This is a genomic window from Serratia sp. FS14, assembly GCF_000695995.1.
Classification (GTDB): domain Bacteria; phylum Pseudomonadota; class Gammaproteobacteria; order Enterobacterales; family Enterobacteriaceae; genus Serratia; species Serratia nematodiphila.
Genome location: NZ_CP005927.1, coordinates 4,431,603 through 4,451,723 on the forward strand (window position 1 = coordinate 4,431,603; position 20,121 = coordinate 4,451,723).

Sequence of the window (20,121 nt, forward strand, 5' to 3'; positions counted from 1 at the left end):
AGTACGAAAAAAATCAAAAATAATCCAGCTTAAAACGCACTGTGGAAAAATACGCTCCCACCTTCAACGGCTGGTGATTCGGCATTAACGTCATGGAATAATTCAGCACTCGGTTGCCCGGTATTATTCCCTCCATCGGCAACGGCTCCCCTGGAATAACCGGCCTGCCGCGGCTGTCTTTTATCTTCAATGCGATGCCGCGCGCATCGCCCTGTACGCCAAACAAAGCGCCTTCCGCCAAACCATCAAATGTGACCTGAAAGAATTTCCAATCAGGCTTGTTTTCCGGACGTTCCAAAATGCAATTAACCAATTCAATACTGAAAGGTTTAGTCATTCCCTGGCCGTCACGAATGATCTGTCCGATAGGAAGCGTGTCCATATCGATTGTCTGATCGCGGCTGCCGGCGGCAATGGCGCAGGCAGTGTCGATAATGGCGCCGTGCATACTGACTTTGCCCCACCCCTGTGCGGCGGAAATTGCACTGCCGGGCGCAAACGCCAACGACGCCAAAAGAACGGCACTCGCCCGATTCCTTGAAAAAAACATCGCGACATTCCTTTGACACAGAGAGTCACCAGGCATGCGGCGTGCCCCATGCCTGGTTGATTAAGCCTGCGGTCTCACTTACTGATAAGCCAGAGTGAAGTCGGCTACGGCGGTGAAATCGCCCGGAACGATGGCTGCGGAGGCGCCTTCACCCTGCAGGTAAGCGGCGAAGTTCAGGCTGTTGTTGCCAGTATTCAGCGTCTGTGCCGCAGTCGCCTGACCCAGTTTGATCGGCTGGCCGCCATAAGTGATTGCTACGCCGGCGCCGCTGGCGGTCCCCGCGATACCCAACAGATCTTTGTTGGTTGACGACGCAATGCCGCTGAAGGTGGTTTTAACGGTTTTCAGCGTAGTGGTATCACACTGCTCCAGCTTGATTTCAAACGGACGCGGGTTGGATTTGCCGCCGTTTTTCAACGCCACGTTAGAAACCTGGCCCAGATCTACGGTCTGATCGATCGACTCGGGTGCAATAGAGCATGGCGCATCAATAATAGAACCCGTGAAGGTCACTTTACCGTGTCCCTGATCGGCTGCCTGTGCAAAAGAACTTGCGCCAAATGCAATCACTGCAGCCATCATGATTTTGTTAAGTTTCATAGAACCTATATTCCTTATAAGAAAAAATGCATATTCCAATCAAGAAAAAGAGCAACAGGAAATCTGCTCGCGCTTATATATGCGCAGCCCTGATTCTTTAGCATCTTGCTGGTTGGTTAACTGCCAAAACCAAAGAAACCGACAATAGATACGTCGATAACGGCAAGTCTGCAGCGGTCTACCCATTAATGAATTCGTCATATAAAAATAAACGAAATCACAACAAGCAGAGACCAATACTTTCTAATCCGCCCTTCTTGTCTGGCGGTGAATATTCTGGCAAATGCCCACCAGCAAAAAAAGTCTTTTTTTGATCAAGACGAACATTCGCAATTTATTTCCTAATTAAAGTTAATTTAGTGTTATTTTTAGGCTCATAGATCGTAAAAAATACTTTTATAGTGCAATATCCTGTTTTTCTCTGTTTCACAATTAATCAGATCGCAAAGCCGCTCTTTGTGAATATAATAAACCAAAACTTTAGGTTTCTGCGTGACACTCCCCCAGCCTGCAAACAGGTAGAAACGGAGTGGGAAACCCCTTTTTTTCAATCCTGATAAATAGATAGGATTTTTCTTGATTCGCGATTTACCTCGTTATTGGTAGGCAGTGAAACTTTGTTTTTTCTTAGGAATACAGCAATCGAAATACAGAGGAAGTGCTATGGAAGCGTTATCTCCAAAACAAAAGGAAATACGGCAATTGCAGCACGATCTGCTGCAAACATTATTCGCGCAGTCGCCCCGTCAATGTCCCGACACCGGACTGCCACCTCAGCATTTGTGGTTGTCTACCCGGCAACTGGCCAACGCCGTCAACGTCGGCGTTTACCGCGCCCGGCTACTGCTGTTGGAACTCGTCGCCAAACAAGAAGTGCTCGTAACGGACGGCTCCATCAACAACTCGTTGAGGTGGTACCCCACCGCCCTACTGCCAGCTGACAACAAGGAAATACCAGGAATAGATGCGCCTTATTCTCATTTAACGGAATAACGCCGGCACAGTCAGCCTAATTAGCCCTATTTCGTGGCGGCACCTAGCCAAATGACACTATATAATCGGGATATTATTGTGAGAAAAACAACCATCCTATTTTTACAACACTGCCTGGCATTATGTTTTTTCGTCCTCATTGGTAACGCCAATGCATTTACCTGTAAAACCTCCGACGGCGGGAACATTGGTCAGGGTGGTTCAATGACGCCGGTCGACGTCAGGGTAAAGATAGGCCCTGAATTGTCCATCGGGAAAAATGAAATCGTCAACGTCAGCCAGGTGACCTGTAAAAACGACGTCGCCAACTGGAAAGATATTTTACTCACCGGCAGCCCGGCGTTGACGATGAACACCGCCATTTTCGGTACGCTTGCCAACGGTATGACAATCAACGGCACCGACTACTTATCCCCGATCCAATCAGGTATCCAGGTGATGACGATTACCGGCCTAAACAGTGCCAGCATTTCCATCAGGGTTTACATCGTGCTCAACCGTTCGCCGACGCAGGATATCAAGGTGAACAAGGGCGACGTCATCGGCCAAATCAACTTTGAACAAAAAAATGACCAGTCAGGTTGCCCAAAATGTGGGCCTTACAGGTGGCGCCTGATCGCCGACAACGACGCCTACTTCGTCACCACCAGTTGCACTATCAACAACGGCCAGCAGATTAACGTCGACTTCGGTCAGATCCGCCAGGACTTTCTCACGCAGAGCGCCATCGACGCCCAAATCAAACAGGACAAGGCGCTCAGCTACCGGTGTGACGATCAGAGCGCGACACAAGACATTTTGGTTCGCATGGTCAGCGATGCCAGCGGCTTCTCCAGCGATTTCATCAAGACCTCCAATCCTAATGTCGGCGTAGCCATGGTGCACAATGGCGCGGTGGTGAAACCCAACAATACGTTCAGAACGCGCATCGTCAACGGGCTGGGCAACGACACCGTCACCTTTGTACCAGTGAAGAACAATGTGCCTTACACCAGCATCGCCACCGGTCCGATGTCAGGCTCGGCCACGCTGATCTTCAGCGCACCTTGAGACGGGAGCCAGAATGAACATGACGAGGAAAACGCGTTGCGCTCTGCTGTTTACGCTGGGTGTGATCAGCGCCGCCCCCCAGGCCGCCGACCAGGGCACCAAGGTCAGTATCACCGCCACCGTGGTGGCGCCTCCGCCTTGCGTGATCAACGACGGGCGCACCATCGATATCGACTTTGGCAAGGTCGGCATCAAACGTATCGACGGTAATCGCTATATGCAACGCATCGATTACAGCATCAAGTGTGAGTTTCTGGATAACAGCCGCCAGCTGAAAATGAAGATCATGGGCAGCGCGGCGGCCTTTGACAGCAGCGTGTTGAACAGCAGCGTCAATGGGCTGGGCATCAAACTGCTGGCCAACGGCAAGGCTTTCGCCATCAATACGCCGCTGAACATCGATTACGCCAATCCGCCGACGCTTGATGCGGTGCCGGTGAAAAACAGCGCCGTCACCCTGGCGGAAGGTGACTTCTCCAGCGGAGCCACCATGCTGGTGGACTATTTCTGAAACGCCACGGATGCTGAAAATGAAAAAGCCGCAACGGAAGGTTGCGGCTTTTTCAGGAACCGCACGCGACGATGCGGCAGCGGTGTCAGGGCATTCAGCCGAAGATCCCGCCGAACCACTGGCTCAGCTTCATCATCACCATATCCCAGATGCGGCTGAAGAAGTTGCCCTCTTTCACCTCTTGCATCGCCACCAGCGGGTGCTGCTCGATGGTTTTGCCGTCCAGCTGGAAATCGATGGTGCCGACCACCTGGTTTTTCGCCAGCGGCGCTTCCAGCGTAGGTTGGGTCAGCTTGTAGCTGGCCTTCAGGTTTTTCATCTGCCCTTTCGGAATGGTGACCGAGGCGTCTTTCGCCACGCCGAGCGGCACTTCGCTGACGTCGCCGAACCACACTTTCTGGGTGACGAACGGCTTATCGGCCTTGATCGGCGTCGCGGTTTCATAGAAGCGGAAGCCCCAGGTCAGCAGCTTTTCGCTTTCGCTAAAGCGCACGCGATCGCTCGGCGCGCCTAAAACCACCGAGATCAGACGCATCGGGCCGTCGGTGGCGGACGCCACCAGGTTGTGGCCGGCGCCGCTGGTGTAACCGGTCTTGATGCCGTCGACGTTCAGGTTGCTGCTCCACAGGAGACGGTTGCGGTTAATCTGGCGGATTTTGTTAAAGGTGAACTCTTTCTCTTTATGCAGCGCGTATTCGTCAGGCACGTCGCGGATCAGCGCCTGGCTCAGCAGCGCCATGTCGCGCGCGGTGCTGTACTGCCCTTCCGCATCCAGACCGTGCACCGTCAGGAAGTGGGTATTCTGCAGCCCCAGAGACTTGGCGTAGTTGTTCATCAGGCCGACGAACGAATCCTGGCTGCCCGCCACGTAGTCCGCCAGCGCGATGCTGGCGTCGTTGCCGGACTGGATCACGATGCCCTTATTCAGTTCCAGCACCGGCACCTGATCGCCCGGCTTGATGAACATCAGCGAAGAGCCGCGCAGCGCCGGGTTACCGGGCGCCCAGGCGTCTTTGCCGACGGTGACCATGTCTTCCGGCTTGATTTTGCCGGCCTTGATCGCCTGGCCGATCACGTAGCTGGACATGATCTTGGTCAGGCTGGCGGGATCGAGACGCGTATCGGCATTGCCTTCGGTCAGCACCTTACCGCTGTTGTAATCCATCAGAATGAAGGCCTTGGCGTCTACCTGCGGCGGCGCCGGCGGCTCGGCCGCGTGCACGGCCGGGGCGGCCAGCAACAGGATGCCTACGCTGAAGGTCAGTTTTTTCAGGGAAGTGGATAAGTTTTTTTCATCATGACGTCGCCAGAGTGTCCATTCAAAACCATTGAAATAGCGTTAACTTTCAAACATGTTCACGTTTTAAGCCAACCAGCGAGAGTGGCCCGGTGCGCGCGTGCCGGCCGCAACCCCCTGCGGCGCCCGTAATGGGTAACGCAACGCACCGAAAATGCCCTTGCTGTGAGTTTATGTGATTTATCTTATTTTTGCAGGGTTTAGCGTGAATTTTCAGCATTTTTACATAACTGTACGCAGGCACGCACTTATCGTTCAAAAAAGCATCGGGACGCGCATTTTCGCATCTACCCACGGCTACACGGCCAAGCATCTGCACCGCTAAACATCTGCGCATCCATACGTCCAAAAAAGATTAATATATTCCATAATGGCATATAGAACCGCTATTTGTTCTTTTTAAAGCGCTTATCCTCAGCGCTATCATCCGCACAACGACTTTTATACCGAATAATCCTGGAGATGAGTCATGGCGATCCCCCATTCCGTCATCGAGATGATTGGCAATACCCCGATGCTGGAACTGACCCAGTTCGATACCGGCCCATGCCGGCTGTTCGTCAAGCTGGAGAACCAAAATCCCGGCGGTTCGATCAAAGACCGCGTGGCGCTGTCGATGATCGAACAGGCCGAGCGCGACGGCAAACTGCAGCCGGGTGGCACCATCATCGAAGCCACCGCCGGCAATACCGGCCTGGGATTGGCGCTGGTGGCGGCGCTGAAAGGCTATAAGCTGCTGCTGGTGGTGCCGGACAAGATGAGCCGCGAGAAGATCTTCCACCTGCGCGCGCTGGGGGTGGAAGTGCTGCTGACCCGTTCGGACGTCGGCAAAGGGCATCCGGCTTACTACCAGGATTACGCCAAACGCCTGGCGGAAGAGATCCCCGGCGCCTTTTATATCGATCAGTTCAACAACCCGGCCAATCCGGCGGCTCATACCACCACCACGGCGCCCGAACTATGGCGGCAGATGGAGCATGACGTGGACGCCATCGTGGTCGGCGTCGGTTCCGGCGGCACGCTGGGCGGACTGAGCCGCTATTTCGCCGAGGTTTCGCCGCAGACGGAATTCGTGCTGGCTGACCCTGCCGGCTCTATTCTGGCGGACTATCTCGACCACGGCCAAATCGGCGAAGCCGGCAGTTGGCTGGTGGAAGGTATCGGCGAAGACTTCGTCCCGCCGCTCAGCGACTTTGACCAGGTGCGCAACGCTTACCGCATCGGCGACGCCGAAGCCTTCACCACCGCGCGCGAGCTGCTGCGCAAGGAAGGCGTGCTGGCGGGATCGTCCACCGGCACCCTGCTGGCCGCCGCATTGCGTTACTGCCGCGCACAGACCGAACCCAAGCGGGTAGTGACCTTCGTCTGCGACAGCGGCAACAAATACCTGTCTAAAATGTATAACGATCACTGGATGCTGGAACAGGGCCTGCTGAGCAAGCTACAGCACGGCGATCTGCGCGATCTGATCGCCTACCGCCACGATGAGGGCGCCGCCGTTTCCGCCGCGCCGGACGACACGTTGGCGATCGTGCACGCCCGCATGCGGCTGTACGACATCTCGCAGCTGCCGGTGCTGGAAGGCGATCGGGTGGTCGGTCTGATCGATGAGTGGGATCTGCTGAACGCCGTCCAGGCCGACGCCGCCCACTTCAGCCTGCCGGCCGGCAGCGCGATGACCAAACAGGTTCATACGCTGCAAAAGGAAGCCGGCTACGAGGAATTACAGGCCACCTTCAACCATGGCCACGTCGCGGTGGTGCTCGACGGCGAGCGCTTCCTCGGCCTGATTACCCGCACAGACGTGCTTAACGCCTGGCGCCAAAAATTACGTTAATAAGGACCCATTATGGCCAAGTTTGATACGTTGACCGTTCACGCCGGTTACACCCCGGACGCGACCGGCGCAGTGATGCCGGCGATTTACGCCACCTCCACCTACGCCCAACCGGCGCCGGGCGAACATACCGGCTATGAATACTCCCGCAGCGCCAACCCGACGCGCACCGCGCTGGAAAGCGCCATCGCCGAACTGGAAGGCGGCAGCCGCGGTTACGCCTTCGCCTCCGGCCTGGCGGCCTGCTCCACGGTGCTGGAGCTGCTCGATAAAGACAGCCACCTGATCGCGGTAGACGACCTGTACGGCGGCACCTATCGCCTGCTGGAAAAAGTGCGCAGCCGCACCGCCGGCCTGCGCGTCACCTACGTGGCGCCGGCGGATCTCGCCGGATTGGAACAGGCGATCGAGCCGGACACTAAAATGATCTGGGTGGAAACGCCGACCAACCCGCTGCTCAAGCTGGCGGATCTGAGCGCCATCGCCGCGATCGCCAAAAAGCATCGGCTCATCAGCGTGGCGGACAACACCTTCGCCTCGCCGTATCTGCAACGCCCGCTGGATCTGGGCTTTGACGTGGTGGTGCACTCCGCCACCAAATACCTCAACGGCCACTCCGACGTGGTGGCCGGCGTCGCGGCGGTGGGCGATAACCCGGCGCTGGCGGAACAGCTCGGTTTCCTGCAAAACGCGGTCGGCGGCATTCTCGATCCGTTCAGCAGCTTCCTGACGCTGCGCGGCGTCCGCACCCTGGCGCTGCGCATGCAGCGTCACAGCGACAGCGCGCTGCGCATCGCCCAGTGGCTGGAGAGCCAGCCGCAGGTGGAAAACGTCTACTATCCCGGCCTGCCGAGCCACCCGCAGCACGAGCTGGCGGCGCGCCAGATGACGCGCTTCGGCGGCATGATCTCGGTACGGCTGAAAGGCGACGACGCCTATGCGCGCCGGGTCATCCAGCGTTCGCGCCTGTTCACCCTGGCGGAAAGCCTGGGCGGCGTGGAAAGCCTGATCAGCCAGCCGTTCAGCATGACGCACGCCTCCATTCCGCTGGAACAGCGCCTGGCAACCGGCATCACGCCGCAGCTGGTGCGCCTGTCGGTGGGGATTGAGGATGTGGAAGATCTGATCGCCGATCTGCAGCAGGCGCTGGCGGAATAATCGCCGCATCAGCGCTCGATCAGCCCGGCCGACGCGCCGGGCTTTTTTACGCCCGGCGTTCAGAGGCCGATGACGTCCTGATAAAAACGGTGTGCCACATCGGGGTGAGAGCGGATGCGGCCTTTCAGGTAGTTATACCCCACATCGCGCAGCAGCGGATTGAGCGGATCGCTGGCCGGGCCGCGCGCCTGCGCCGCCAGCTGCGGCGGCAGTTGGTACAGCGGCACCACCGCGTCCAGACGCGCGCCGAGGAAGAACGCGATCGATAATCTGTCACTCCCCGCCGGCGGCGTTTCCACCCGGTGCACCGTGGCGCGCAGATAGCCGTTGGTCGCCAGCTCCAGCAGCTCGCCGATGTTCACTACGAAGGTATCTTCACGCGGCTGCGCGTCTATCCATTGCCCCTCGCTGACCTCCACCTGCAGCCCTTTTTGCGCGTCCTGCAGCAGGAAGCTGAGAAAACCGGAGTCCTTGTGCGCGCCGACGCCCTGTGCGCTGGCGGTGGCGTCCCGCCCCGGGTAGCGGATCAGTTTGATGTGCTCGTTGGGCTTCTCGCCGTATAAGCGATCGAAAGCCTGCTCCGGCAGCGAAAGTGCCAACGCGAAAGCGCGCAGCAGCCGCAGCGACATGGCGGTCATCGCCTGTTGCCACTCCAGCAGCAGCGGTTTCAGCGCCGGCAGCGCCGCCGGCCACTGGTTTGGCCCCTGCAGACGCGCCCAGCGCGGCGTGTCGTCAGCCAGCGTCAGCGCCGGGCGTTCAGCGCCGATATCGAACTGCTCGCGCCAGTCAGGCTGCCCGCGCGTGAGTTCCGCCGCCGCCCGGTTGTAACCGCGAAAGTGCGGCGAATGCACCATCTGCACCGCCAGCTTGTCGGCTTCCGGCAGGGCGAAAAATTGTCGCGCGGCGTGCTGCAACCGCGCATTCAACGCGCCGTCCACGCCGTGACCGCGCAGATAGAAGAAACCGACGTCGCGCGCCGCCGCGCGCAAATCGTCAAGAAAAGCGCGCCGCCGGCGCGCATCACCGTCAAGCTGCGAAAGATCCAGCAGCGGCAACGTCTTCAGCGTCGTCAGATGCGTCATCATGCGGTTCCTCTTCTTCCCCGATTACGATCGGGCTGCCGTACAGGCGAATAATCAACATTGTTACTCCCCAGCGGGTAGCTGCATTTGCCCCATAGTTACCACCGCGCTCGCCGGGGCGGCCAATATTGTTGCGTTCTAAGTTATGCAAACGTTCAACAAACTGTCGCAAAACCGTCATCAATGTTTCTTATGCTCTGCGCAATTTCGCCGACGCCGCTGGCTGGCGACGTGCGCTATCCGCTATCCTGTAAACGACCTCATACCCTGCCTGCCGGAGAAATACTGATGGATTTAGCCTTATTCGACCTGGATGAAACCCTGATTGACGATGACAGCGCCAGCCTGTGGATCCGCTGGCTGGTCGGCCAGGGGTTCGCGCCGGCGGAGCTGGAACTGCAGGAGCAGCAGCTGATGCAGCTCTATTATCAGGGCAAGCTGTCGATGGAGGACTACATGCAGGCCACGCTGGCGCCGCTGACCGGCCTGAGCGTGCAAACCGTGGCCGGCTGGGTGCAACGCTACATCCGGCGCGACATCCTGCCGCGCGTCTATCCCGCCGCCCGTGAACGCCTGCAGTGGCACCGCGAGCGCGGCGACTGCATTCTGGTGATCTCCGCCACCGGCGAACACCTGGTGGCGCCGATCGCCGAACAGCTCGGCGCCGACGACGCGCTGGCGATCGGCGTGGAAATCAGCGACGGCCGCTTCACCGGTAACACCTACGGCACCATGACCTATCAACAGGGCAAGGTGATCCGCCTGCAGCACTGGCTGGCGCACCACCCGCACCTGAAGTTCGAGCACAGCCACGGCTACAGCGACTCTCTCAACGACAAGGCGATGCTGCAATTCGTCGACAGCGCCACGGTGATCAATCCCGACAGCGAACTGAGCGCGCTGGCGGCGGAGCGCGGCTGGGAAGTGTGCCGCTGGGAGCGTTGAGCGGCAGACAAAAAATGCCCTGCGGTGTGACAAAAAGCGCATTGTGGCATAGGTATTAAGGGTCTTTAATCCGCTAACGGAGTTATCCCATGCTGACCATTTGGGGTCGTGAGAATTCGAACAACGTCAGGAAGGTGCTGTGGTGCGCCGCCGAACTGGGGCTGAGCTATACCCACATCAACGCCGGCGGGGCGTTTGGCAAGGTCAACGAAGAGAGTTACCGCGCGCTGAACCCGAACGGCCTGGTGCCGCTGCTGCAGGACGATGACTTCGTGCTGTGGGAGTCCAACACCATCGTGCGCTACCTGGCGGCGAAATTCGGCGACGCGACGTTTTATCCGCAAGATCTGCAGGCGCGCGCCGCCGCCGAGAAATGGATGGACTGGACCACTTCGACCATTGTTCCGGCCTTCACCATCGTCTTTTGGGGCCTGATCCGCACCGCGCCGGAGCTGCGCGACATGGCGAAAATCGAAGCGGCGATCGCCACGCTGGAAAAACACTTCGACGTCATCGAACAGACGCTGGCGCACCAGCCTTACCTCTCCGGCGGCGCGTTCGGTTTCGGCGATATCCCGCTCGGCAGCTTCGCCTACGCCTGGTTCGAAATGCCGATCGCCCGCCGCCCGCGGCCGAACATGGAGCGCTGGTATCAGCAACTGCGCGCACGCCCGGCCTACCAGCGCGGCGTGATGAGCGCACTCACCTGACGCGTGCGGGGCGTTACGACGCCCCGACCTTCAGCAGCTTGCCGTCCCGTTCGTCCGTCAGCAGATACAGGTAGCCATCCGGCCCGCTTCGCACCTCGCGGATGCGTTCGCCGCGATCGCCCAGCAGCCGCTCTTCCGCCACCACCTTGTCCCCCTCCAGCGTCAGGCGAATCAGTGCCTTTTGCGCCAGTGCGCCGATGAACAGCGAATGCCGCCAGGCGGGGAAACGCTGCCCGTCATAAAACGCCATGCCGCTGAGGCCGGGCGAAACCCGCCAATAGTGCAGCGGCTGTTCGGTGCCGGGCACCCGTTCTCCTTTGGCCTCCGGGATCGGCTGGCCGGAATAGTTGATGCCATAGGTGGCCAGCGGCCAGCCGTAGTTTTTACCCGGCAGCGGGATATTGAGCTCATCGCCGCCGCGCGGACCGTGTTCATGCTCCCAGATCGCGCCGCTCCACGGATTCAGCGCCAACCCTTGCGGATTGCGGTGGCCGTAAGACCAAACCTCCGGGCGTTTACCTGCCTGGCCGACCCAGGGGTTGTCCGGTGGTACCGCGCCCTCGGCGGTCAGCCGCACCAGCTTGCCCTGCAGTTTGTCGGTCTCCTGCGCCGTCGGCCGCTGGTTGTTTTCGCCCAGCGCGATAAACAGGTAGCCCTGCCGATCGAACGCCAGCTTGCCGCCAAAGTGATTGCCGACCGACAGCTTGGGTTGCTGACGGAAGATCACCTTAAAGTTTTCCAACCGCGCGTCATCGTCGCTCAGGCGGCCATAGCCGACCGCCGTGCCGGCTTTGCCGCCCTCGCCCGGTTCGGCGAAGCTGAGATACACCCGGCGGCTGGCGGCGAAATCGGGCGCCGGCAGCACCTCCAGCAGGCCGCCCTGCCCTTCGGCGTAGACCTGCGGCACACCGGCGATCGGCGGCGACAGCCCTTTATCCTGCTGCCACAGCCGCAGCCGGCCGGGCCGTTCAGTGATAAGCAGGCCTTGTTCCGCCGGCAAGAAGGCCAGCGACCAAGGGTGTTCCAGGCCGTCCTGCAATTGGCTGACCGTCGGCGCGGCGTGCGCCAGGCCGCTGCATAGCAGCAAACCGGCCAGCAGAGTCAATCGGGGCATGGCGTCCTCCTGAAGATAAAATGACCCGTTTAGTGTAGCCCACTCAGCAGAAGCGGTCGTTTGTATTACATTTCAACGGGTTGCCTTTTAGCCGCCATGTGCTTAAGTTAATCCATTACCCAGGAGGAAAAATGGACATTACCGTTACCGACGCGATCGACGAACAAACCCTCGATGCGATCAGGCAAGGCCTGCGCGCTTACAACCTGCCGCATATCGATGCCAGCCACCGCAAGCCGCTCAGCGTCTATGCGCGCGACGAAGCCGGCGCGGTGATCGGCGGCCTGACCGCCGAAACCTGGGGTAACTGGCTGAGCGTCGAGTGGCTGTGGGTGGCGGATACCCAGCGCGGCAGCGGCCTAGGCGGCCGACTGATGCGCGCCGCCGAGCACGAGGCGCAGGCGCGCGGCTGCCGCTACGCCCGCCTCGACACCTTCAGCTTCCAGGCGCGGCCGTTCTACGAAAAGCTCGGCTATCAGCTGCAAATGACGCTGAAAGCGTATCCGGTGGAACATGAGTGCTACTTTCTTACCAAAACCCTGACTGATTGATGGATGGACAGATGGACAGCAAAAGCATGGTGGTGAACTGTGTGGCGTACAAAGCCGGCCAACGGCTGGGCGAAGTGACCATCGACGATATCAGCGAGGTGGTCAAACAACCGGACACCTTCGTCTGGCTGGGGTTGCGGCAGCCGGAACCGGCGTTTATGCGCAAGGTGCAGGAGGAGTTCGGCCTGCACGATTTGGCGATCGAAGACGCGCTGTGTGCGCACCAGCGGCCGAAGCTGGAGACCTACGGCGACTCGCTGTTCATCGTGGTGAAAACCGCACAGTGGGGCGAGCACGACGAAATCGAATACGGCGAGACCCACTTCTTCGTCGGCAAAAACTTTCTGGTGACGGTGCGCCACGGCGCCTCGCCCAGCTACGCGCCGATCCGCGCCAGGGCGGAGGAGAACCGCAAGCAGATGTGCCGCGGGCCGGGCTTCGCCCTCTATTCGGTGTTGGACTTCGTGGTGGATAACTACCGCAGCGTGGTAACGCGCTTCGAGAGCACCATCGAGAACATCGAAGCCAACATGTTTCAGTCGGAGTTCGATCAGGCGGCGATCGAGAACGTCTATACTCTGCGCCGCCACCTGCTGGCGCTGCGCAACGCCGCGCTGCCGATGGATGAAATCTGCAACCAGCTGATCCGTCTGCACGAAGAAGTGATCCCGAAAGAGCTGCGCGCCTACGTGCGCGACGTGCAGGATCACGCGCATCAGGTGGTCAGCAACATCGACGACATGCGCGAAATGCTGACCAACGCCATGCACGTCAATCTGGCGCTGGTGACGGTCAAACAAAACGAAGTGGTGAAACGGCTGGCGGGGTGGGGGGCGATTTTGGCTATCCCGACGGTGATCTTCAGCCTGTACGGGATGAACTTCGCCGACATGCCGGAGTTGAAATTCCCGTGGGCCTATCACGCCACGCTGGGGGCGACCGCCGTCGGCTGTATTTTCCTGTATCAGAAGCTGAAGAAATCAGGCTGGCTGTAAGCGCCAAAACGGCGGATTTTCCCGCCGGAGAAACGATCGGCGGGGCAGCCGGATCCGCCGACTGCCCCGCCGCTTCAATACAGCATCGGCCGCCGATCGCGATGCACATGATTGTAGCGGCCGATGCGCTTGTCATCGGCCGTGCTGATATCCATTTCCGCCAGCACCATGCCTTCGCCAGCCAGGCTCTGCGTCAACGGATAGCCATCGGCATCGACGATCACCGAACCGCCGATCCACGCAACGCCGCGCTCCGTTTCACAGCGATCGCACACCGCGATGAACAGCCGATTGACGGCGGCGTTGGCCTGCGCCTTCACCATCTCCGCCGGCCGTTCGCCCTGCGGACGCGGCGCCTGCGGCCAGTTAACCGGTGCGCACAGCAGCTGAGCGCCGGCCAGCGCCGGCAGCCGCACCCATTCGGGGAATTCAAGATCGTAGCAGATCATCACCGCCAACCGGCCAAAGCGGGTCTCGACGACCGGTGGCGGCCGATCGCCGGGGGTAAAGATCGTGCTCTCCTCATGCCACAGGTGGGCCTTGCGATAAATCGCCCTCACGCCCTGCGCATCGATCAATGCCGCGCTGTTGGCCACCCCGCCATCGGGCAGCCGCTCGCAGAAACCGGCGACGATCGCCACATCCAACTCACGCGCCAGGGCCCCCCACAGGCTGAGGCTGGGCCCGTCTTCGGTCTCGGCCAACGCCCACGCCTCCGCCTTATCGCGCAACACATAGCCGCTGTTCACCAATTCCGGCAACACGATGACGTTGGCGCCGCGCTGCGCCGCATGACGGATCGCCTGAGCGGACTGCGCCCGATTATGCTCTGCTTCCCCTACCCGCAGCGCTAACTGGCAGCATGCGACGCTGATTTTACCCATGACTCACCCTCTCCTTACCCTCACCGTTAAACCGACAGGGCGGCGATGCGCCCTGCTCCTCAGTAAATCAGTAAAGGCGCCGTGATAAAAGCCCGGATCGCGCCTCAGCGTTCAGTTTGCGCCTGCAGCTGCGGCGTCGGGCGGCTCAGCAGGCTGCCCAGCACGAAGGCGACGCCGCCGCCCAGCAGACCGCCGTAGATCGGGCTGTTAGCGTCGATGCCGTGCCAGATCATCAGCCCCACCACGCACAGGCTGCCGGTCAGCATGCTGGCGATGGCCCCAACGCTGGTGGCGCGCGGCCAGAAGATCGCCCCCACCAGCGGGATCAGCATGCCGCCCACCAACAGGTTGTAAGCCAGCGTCAGCGCCGCCAGTACGTCGCGCACCACAAACGCCAGCCCCAGCATGACCGCGCCCATGAAAAGCGTGGTGAAGCGCCCGGCGGCCAGCCCGCCGGAAGGTTTACGGCGGATGGCCGGCAGCACGTCCTCCAGCGCGATGGTCGAAGACGCCAACAGGCAGGCGCTGGCAGTGGACATCAGCGCCGCCAGGGCCGCGGCGGCCACCAACCCGCTGACGCCAACCGGCAACACCGCCTGCGCGATGGCGGCGAAGGCGCCGTCGGTGTTGCTGAGCGACGGCAGCACGATCTTGCCGGCCATGCCGATCAGCGCGCCGGTCACGCCGTACAGCACGCAATAGACGCCCGCCCCCAGCCCGGCGAAGCGCGCCACATTGGCGCTGCGGGCGGTGAACACCCGCTGCCAGATGTCCTGGCCGATCAGAATGCCGAAGAAGTAGATCAGGAAGAACACCAGAATGGTGTCCAGCCCGATCGACGACAGCTGGTAGTAACCGGCGGGCAGCAGGCTGGTGAACGCCTCCCAGCCGCCGGCCTTGACGATGCTCATCGGCATCAGCACCAGCATCATGCCGACGGTCATGATGATGAACTGAATGATGTCGGTCAGCGTCAGCGACCACATGCCCCCCAGCGTCGAATACAGCACCACCAGCCCGCCGCCGAGCAGGATAGACGCGCTGAACGACAGGCCGAACATCACCTGCATCACGCTGCCGATGGCGATGATCGAGGTCACCGCCACCATCAGGTCATACGCCAGCATGATCGCGCCGCTGGTGACCCGCGCCGCCGGGTGATAGCGCCGCGACAGCACCTGGCTGACGGTATACAGCTTCAGTTTGAGCAGCGGCTTGGCCAGCACCAGACTCAGCACCACAATACCCAGCCCCAGCGCGCCGCACAGCCAGACGCCGGAGATGCCGTAGGTGTAGCCGAGCTTGACGCTGCCGATGGTCGACGCGCCGCCGAGCACCACCGCCGACAGCGTGCCCAGATACAGCCCCGGCCCCAGGTTGCGCCCGGCCACCAGATACGCCTCTTTGGAATTGGCGCGGCGAATGCCCATCCACCCCACCGCACCTATCACCAGAAAGTAAAACACCACGACCAGCAGATCGAGATTCATGGGTACCTCCACTCCGTAGTTATTGTTATCAGGGGCCCCGACGCAACCGCTCCGCCGGTAGAGTCAGTGCGCCGGCCTCAACGGGCCGGCAGCACGCACAGCATTTCAAACAGCAGGTTGGCCGCCAGCAGCGCGGTGTTACCGGAGCGATCGTAAGGCGGTGACACCTCCACCACGTCGCCGCCGACCAGGTTCAGCCGATGACAGCCGCGCACGATCTCCAGCCCTTGCCAGACCGACAGCCCACCGACCTCCGGCGTGCCGGTGCCCGGTGCGAAGGCCGGATCCAGCCCGTCGATATCGAAGCTGAGATAAACCGGCGCTTCGCCCATCTGTTCGCGGATCTCCGCCATCAGCGGCGTCAGCGACCGGTGCCAGCAGGCCTCAGCCGGCACCACACGAAAGCCCTGGCGGCGTGACCAGTCGAAGTCATCCGCCGCATAGCCACTGCCGCGCAGGCCAATCTGCACCACCTTTTCCGGCGCCAGCAGCCCCTCCTCAAACGCGCGGCGGAAGGTGGTGCCGTGCGCCAGCTGTTCGCCGAACATCTCCTCGTTGGTATCGGAATGCGCATCGACGTGGATCAGCCCGACCGGGCCATGACGACGGGCGACGGCGCGCAGCACCGGCAGCGTCAGGGTGTGATCGCCGCCGAGCGTCAACGGCGTGCAGCCGTGCGCCAGGATCTCGTGGTAAGCCGCCTCGATGCGCTGCACGCTGTCCGCCAGGCTGTAGGGGTTGATGGCGACATCCCCCAGATCGGCCACCTGCAGCCGTTCAAACGGCGCAGAGCCGGTGCCCATGTTGTAAGGACGGATCATCACCGATTCCTGGCGGATCTGGCGCGGGCCATAGCGAGTGCCACTGCGGTTGGAAGTGCCGATATCGAGCGGAATGCCGACAAAGGCGGCGTCCAGACCGCGCGCCTGTTCTGCCGCGGGCAGGCGCATCATGGTGGGGAGGCCGGCAAAGCGCGGCATATCGTTACCGCTTTGGGGTTGGTTCAGCATGGCGTTTCCTTGTCGTTATCTGCGATGGATCGAAACATTTGAGCAACATTCGCAGGCTACCCCGTTGGCCACCTCGGCTACCATTCCCGCTTTTGCATGTAAACATCGGAAAACACGATGCAACTAACTTATTGAAGTATTGATTTTTATTTCAACTTCATGCCATAAGGAAGGCCATATCTTCAGCGCCGCACCTATTTCTTCGATGTTAAAAATGGGTTAACCGGCCGACGTTCTGCGGAGGGGGAATGCTCACCAACCTAAGCGATATCGATCTGAAACTGCTGCGGGTGTTCGTCGCGGTAGCGGAAGCCCAGGGCGTCAGCGCCGCGCAGGAAGCGCTGCTGATGAACCAATCCACCATCAGCACCCATCTGGCCTCGTTGGAAACCCGACTGGGTTTTCGCCTGTGCCAACGCGGGCGCTCCGGCTTCCGGCTGACGCCCAAGGGCGAACGCATGCTGATCGCCTGCAGTTCGCTGTTCAACGCCGCCCGCGACTTCACCCGGGTCAGCCAGTCGCTGAACGGCCTGCTGACCGGCGATCTGCAAATCGGTCTGGTGGACAATCTGGTTTCGCTGCCGGGCAATCCGTTCAGCCAGGCCATCAAGCACTTTCAGCGGCGCCATCAGGACGTGCAATTGCAGTGCCGCATCTGTTCGCCGAACGAGATTGAGCAAGGGCTGCTGCACCAGCAGCTCGATCTGGGCATCGGCTACTTCGGCCAACAGCTGGAGGAGTTACGTTATCAGCCGTGGCTGGAGGAAATACAGGCGATCTACTGCAGCACGGATCACCCGCTGTTCGCGGTGGAAGAACCCGAGCGCGAGCAGATTGAAAACGCGCGCTGGGTCAAGCGCGGCTACCTACTGGCGCAGCAGCTGTGCCCGATCGCGCCGCCTCACTTGGCGGCGGTGGCTCACCATATGGAAAGCGTCGCCCATCTGGTGCTGAGCGGTACCTGTCTTGGCTATCTGCCCACCCACTACGCGGCGCGCTGGGTGGAACAGGGGCTGCTGCGGCAGTTGGGCGGCACGGCGCTCTCTTATCGCGCCACGCTTAGCCTGGTCAGCCGCCCCGTCCAGCCCAACGAGGCGTTGAACGCGCTGCTGGAGGATTTGGCGCGCGCCGGCGAAAAAAAGCCCCGCATGCGCGGGGCCTGACGGACGTTAACTGACCGGCATGCGCGCCGGATCGGGATACTGGTATTCAAAACCCAGCTCGTTGCAGATGCGGTTGCCGTCCACCAGCCGCTCGTCCTGCTCCGCCTCGTCGGCGAACTGCGGCGGCTCCAGATGCAACTGCTCGGCCAGCGCCGGATAAAATTCGCGCTTGGCCGGATGACGCGGCGCGCACAGGTTGTACACGTGGCCGCCCTTCGGCAGCTTCAGCAACAGCTGGATGGCGGCGATGACGTCGTCCTGGTGCACCAGATTCACCCCCTGCGAACCGCCCTTCACGTCGAGCTTGCCCGCCAGGAAGCGGCCGGGGTGACGATCGGCGCCCACCAGCCCCGCCAGGCGCAGAATGTCCACCGAGGTGTTCGGCAATTCATGCAGCCAACGTTCCAGCTCGGCCAACACCCGCCCTGACGGCGAGACCGGCCGCAACGGTGACTCTTCGCGCAGCGTGCCTGCGGTTTCGCCGTACACCGAGGTGGAACTGGTGAAGATCACCCGTGGCACGCCAAAGGCCATCGCGCTGTCCACCAGCATACGCACCGCATTGAAATAGTTTTCGCTGCCTTCGACGGTGCGGCGCGCGGGCAGCGTGACCACCAGCGCATCCACGCGCAGCAGCGACGCCAGATCGTCCGGATCGCACACCAGCTCCGGCGTCAGCTCCAACTGATAACATTCGAAGCCGCTCATCCGCGCGGCTTCGACGCCGTCCGGCGTGGTTTTGCTGCCGACCACATCGTACCCGCGGCCCATCAGCGACAACGCCAGCGGCATGCCTAACCAACCCAGGCCAATAATGGCTACCTTTTTCATCCTCTTCCTCTCCTGAAGAATGCAGCGCTCTACTTCTAAGGCTACGCCACTGCGCGCGGCGATACAATCTGCCCGGCTTAAGGTCAGGTAAAGCTGTCTGTGGCTAATAACCTAACCTGTTTCAATAAATTAAATTTATGACGTTAAAAAAGGGTTGCGCGGTGGACAGCGGATAGTTTAGCTTAATTGGCATACGGTTTTTACCGGCTTTTGATTAGAGAAAAACACCATGACACGCGTTCAGTTCAACCACCATCATCACCATCACCCTGACTAGTCTTTCAGGCGATGAGTGCTGGAAGACGGTTTGTTAATCTTCCAGTGGCGCGCAGAACGCAAGAGAGAGCCCTCGGAAGATTTCTTCCGAGGGTTTTTTTTTGGCTCCGGACAGACAGAAAGAATAGTTTTTACAATAAATTCATAAAATTACAGATTAAACAGAGGTTACCATGCTGGACAAGACACGTTTACGGATCGCAATGCAGAAGTCGGGCCGCCTGAGCGATGAATCCCAGGAACTGCTGGCGCGCTGCGGCATCAAGATCAACCTGCAGCAGCAGCGTCTGATCGCCTTCGCCGAGAACATGCCGATCGATATCCTGCGCGTGCGCGACGACGATATTCCGGGCCTGGTGATGGACGGCGTGGTCGATCTCGGCATCATCGGCGAAAACGTGCTGGAAGAAGAGCTGCTCAGCCGCCGCGCCCAGGGCGAAGACCCGCGTTACTTCACGCTGCGCCGCCTCGATTTCGGCGGCTGCCGCCTGTCGCTGGCCACCCCGCTCGATGCCGAATACGCCGGCCCGCAAAGCCTGCAGGACGCCCGCATCGCCACCTCTTACCCGCACCTGCTGAAGCAATACCTCGACAAGCAGGGCGTGCGCTTCAAATCTTGCCTGCTGAACGGCTCGGTGGAAGTGGCGCCGCGCGCCGGTCTGGCCGACGCCATCTGCGATCTGGTCTCAACCGGCGCCACGCTGGAGGCCAACGGCCTGCGTGAAGTCGAAGTGATCTACCGCTCCAAGGCTTGCCTGATCCAGCGCGACGGCGAAATGCCGGAAGCCAAACAGCAGCTGATCGATCGCCTGATGACCCGCATTCAGGGCGTGATCCAGGCGCGTGAATCCAAATACATCATGCTGCATGCGCCGAGCGAGAAACTGGACGAGATCGTCGCGCTGTTGCCGGGCGCCGAGCGCCCGACCATTCTGCCGCTGGCCGGCGCGCAGAACCGCGTGGCGATGCACATGGTGAGCAGCGAAACCCTGTTCTGGGAAACCATGGAAAAACTGAAAGCGCTCGGCGCCAGCTCGATTCTGGTGCTGCCGATTGAAAAGATGATGGAGTAAC

The 20,121-nt window shown here is 60.4% G+C and carries 22 protein-coding genes and 1 other annotated feature; of the genes, 12 read left to right on the forward strand and 10 right to left on the reverse strand.

Annotation, left to right across the window (positions count from 1 at the left end; translation table 11 throughout):
- Positions 1-13: 13 nt before the first annotated feature.
- Both L085_RS20255 and L085_RS20260 read right to left on the reverse strand, forming a co-directional pair.
- Positions 14-550, reverse strand: coding sequence for a fimbrial protein (locus L085_RS20255; RefSeq protein WP_015377273.1), 537 nt, complete (start codon positions 548-550; stop codon positions 14-16).
- A 78-nt stretch (positions 551-628) separates the two neighbouring features.
- Positions 629-1,150, reverse strand: coding sequence for a fimbrial protein (locus L085_RS20260; protein WP_004938731.1), 522 nt, complete (start codon positions 1,148-1,150; stop codon positions 629-631).
- A gap of 663 nt (positions 1,151-1,813) precedes the next feature.
- Between L085_RS20260 and L085_RS20265 the strand changes: the two genes are divergently transcribed.
- The 3 genes from L085_RS20265 to L085_RS20275 all read left to right on the forward strand — a co-directional run bounded on the left by L085_RS20265 (position 1,814) and on the right by L085_RS20275 (position 3,704).
- The gene (locus L085_RS20265; RefSeq protein WP_004938734.1) at positions 1,814-2,143 is read left to right on the forward strand and encodes a hypothetical protein; all 330 of its coding nucleotides are present in this window, start codon (positions 1,814-1,816) and stop codon (positions 2,141-2,143) included.
- A gap of 243 nt (positions 2,144-2,386) precedes the next feature.
- Positions 2,387-3,193: a fimbrial protein gene (locus L085_RS20270; protein WP_021504374.1), complete on the forward strand. Its 807-nt coding sequence runs from the start codon at positions 2,387-2,389 to the stop codon at positions 3,191-3,193.
- A 13-nt stretch (positions 3,194-3,206) separates the two neighbouring features.
- Entirely contained in the window at positions 3,207-3,704 is a 498-nt protein-coding gene (locus L085_RS20275) for a fimbrial protein (RefSeq protein WP_015377271.1), read from the forward strand.
- A gap of 94 nt (positions 3,705-3,798) precedes the next feature.
- Here L085_RS20275 and L085_RS20280 read toward each other — a convergent pair whose 3' ends face one another.
- Positions 3,799-4,977 carry a serine hydrolase gene (locus tag L085_RS20280; RefSeq protein ID WP_044031571.1) on the reverse strand — a complete coding sequence of 393 codons (1,179 nt, stop codon included), beginning with the start codon at positions 4,975-4,977 and terminating at the stop codon, positions 3,799-3,801.
- 493 nt (positions 4,978-5,470) lie between these two features.
- Here L085_RS20280 and L085_RS20285 point away from each other — a divergent pair, with 493 nt between their 5' ends.
- A complete protein-coding gene (locus L085_RS20285) occupies positions 5,471-6,838 on the forward strand; it encodes a cystathionine beta-synthase (RefSeq protein WP_044031572.1) in 1,368 nt (455 codons plus the stop codon).
- Positions 6,839-6,850: 12 nt separating this feature from the next.
- Positions 6,851-7,996: a PLP-dependent aspartate aminotransferase family protein gene (locus L085_RS20290; protein WP_044031573.1), complete on the forward strand. Its 1,146-nt coding sequence runs from the start codon at positions 6,851-6,853 to the stop codon at positions 7,994-7,996.
- Between the two features lie 59 nt (positions 7,997-8,055).
- Here L085_RS20290 and L085_RS20295 read toward each other — a convergent pair whose 3' ends face one another.
- Together L085_RS20295 and L085_RS24875 are read right to left on the reverse strand one after the other, a co-directional pair.
- Positions 8,056-9,078, reverse strand: a complete 1,023-nt coding sequence (locus L085_RS20295) for an isopenicillin N synthase family oxygenase (protein WP_021504376.1) — start codon at positions 9,076-9,078, stop codon at positions 8,056-8,058.
- Complete coding sequence (locus tag L085_RS24875) at positions 9,023-9,259, reverse strand: hypothetical protein (protein ID WP_071841652.1); 237 nt, start codon at positions 9,257-9,259, stop codon at positions 9,023-9,025. The genes L085_RS20295 and L085_RS24875 overlap by 56 nt, the downstream gene beginning before the upstream one ends.
- A 107-nt stretch (positions 9,260-9,366) precedes the next feature.
- Between L085_RS24875 and L085_RS20300 the strand changes: the two genes are divergently transcribed.
- Both L085_RS20300 and L085_RS20305 read left to right on the forward strand, forming a co-directional pair.
- Positions 9,367-10,023 (forward strand): HAD family hydrolase, encoded by a 657-nt coding sequence (locus L085_RS20300; protein WP_044031574.1) that lies wholly within the window; start codon positions 9,367-9,369, stop codon positions 10,021-10,023.
- An 89-nt stretch (positions 10,024-10,112) separates the two neighbouring features.
- Positions 10,113-10,733 carry a glutathione S-transferase gene (locus tag L085_RS20305; RefSeq protein ID WP_044031575.1) on the forward strand — a complete coding sequence of 207 codons (621 nt, stop codon included), beginning with the start codon at positions 10,113-10,115 and terminating at the stop codon, positions 10,731-10,733.
- Between the two features lie 13 nt (positions 10,734-10,746).
- On the opposite strand, the gene L085_RS20310 is transcribed toward L085_RS20305, so the two are convergent.
- Positions 10,747-11,847 carry a PQQ-dependent sugar dehydrogenase gene (locus tag L085_RS20310; protein ID WP_044031576.1) on the reverse strand — a complete coding sequence of 367 codons (1,101 nt, stop codon included), beginning with the start codon at positions 11,845-11,847 and terminating at the stop codon, positions 10,747-10,749.
- Between the two features lie 131 nt (positions 11,848-11,978).
- Here L085_RS20310 and L085_RS20315 point away from each other — a divergent pair, with 131 nt between their 5' ends.
- Together L085_RS20315 and L085_RS20320 are read left to right on the forward strand one after the other, a co-directional pair.
- The gene (locus tag L085_RS20315; protein WP_044031577.1) at positions 11,979-12,398 is read left to right on the forward strand and encodes a GNAT family N-acetyltransferase; all 420 of its coding nucleotides are present in this window, start codon (positions 11,979-11,981) and stop codon (positions 12,396-12,398) included.
- Positions 12,399-12,409: 11 nt separating this feature from the next.
- Positions 12,410-13,393 carry a magnesium and cobalt transport protein CorA gene (locus L085_RS20320; RefSeq protein WP_044031578.1) on the forward strand — a complete coding sequence of 328 codons (984 nt, stop codon included), beginning with the start codon at positions 12,410-12,412 and terminating at the stop codon, positions 13,391-13,393.
- Positions 13,394-13,467: 74 nt separating this feature from the next.
- On the opposite strand, the gene L085_RS20325 is transcribed toward L085_RS20320, so the two are convergent.
- The 3 genes from L085_RS20325 to speB all read right to left on the reverse strand — a co-directional run bounded on the left by L085_RS20325 (position 13,468) and on the right by speB (position 16,777).
- Complete coding sequence (locus L085_RS20325; RefSeq protein WP_044031579.1) at positions 13,468-14,277, reverse strand: nitrilase family protein; 810 nt, start codon at positions 14,275-14,277, stop codon at positions 13,468-13,470.
- Between the two features lie 104 nt (positions 14,278-14,381).
- Positions 14,382-15,767 carry a sodium:solute symporter gene (locus L085_RS20330; protein ID WP_044031580.1) on the reverse strand — a complete coding sequence of 462 codons (1,386 nt, stop codon included), beginning with the start codon at positions 15,765-15,767 and terminating at the stop codon, positions 14,382-14,384.
- 77 nt (positions 15,768-15,844) lie between these two features.
- Positions 15,845-16,777 carry an agmatinase gene (gene speB / locus L085_RS20335; protein WP_004938781.1) on the reverse strand — a complete coding sequence of 311 codons (933 nt, stop codon included), beginning with the start codon at positions 16,775-16,777 and terminating at the stop codon, positions 15,845-15,847.
- A 248-nt stretch (positions 16,778-17,025) separates the two neighbouring features.
- On the opposite strand from speB, the gene L085_RS20340 reads away from it, so the two are divergent.
- Positions 17,026-17,940, forward strand: coding sequence for a LysR family transcriptional regulator (locus L085_RS20340; protein ID WP_044031581.1), 915 nt, complete (start codon positions 17,026-17,028; stop codon positions 17,938-17,940).
- Between the two features lie 6 nt (positions 17,941-17,946).
- Here the strand turns inward: L085_RS20340 and L085_RS20345 are convergent, their stop codons facing one another.
- Positions 17,947-18,771 (reverse strand): SDR family oxidoreductase, encoded by an 825-nt coding sequence (locus L085_RS20345; protein ID WP_044031582.1) that lies wholly within the window; start codon positions 18,769-18,771, stop codon positions 17,947-17,949.
- Positions 18,772-19,000: 229 nt separating this feature from the next.
- Here L085_RS20345 and hisL point away from each other — a divergent pair, with 229 nt between their 5' ends.
- On the forward strand, positions 19,001-19,048 hold the full coding sequence (hisL, locus tag L085_RS25455) for a his operon leader peptide (protein WP_100396937.1): 48 nt from the start codon (positions 19,001-19,003) through the stop codon (positions 19,046-19,048).
- Positions 19,024-19,150: a sequence feature (His leader region), on the forward strand. It overlaps the preceding gene by 25 nt.
- 70 nt (positions 19,151-19,220) lie before the next feature.
- Positions 19,221-20,120 (forward strand): ATP phosphoribosyltransferase, encoded by a 900-nt coding sequence (gene hisG / locus L085_RS20350; protein ID WP_015377256.1) that lies wholly within the window; start codon positions 19,221-19,223, stop codon positions 20,118-20,120.
- Position 20,121: the final 1 nt, after the last annotated feature.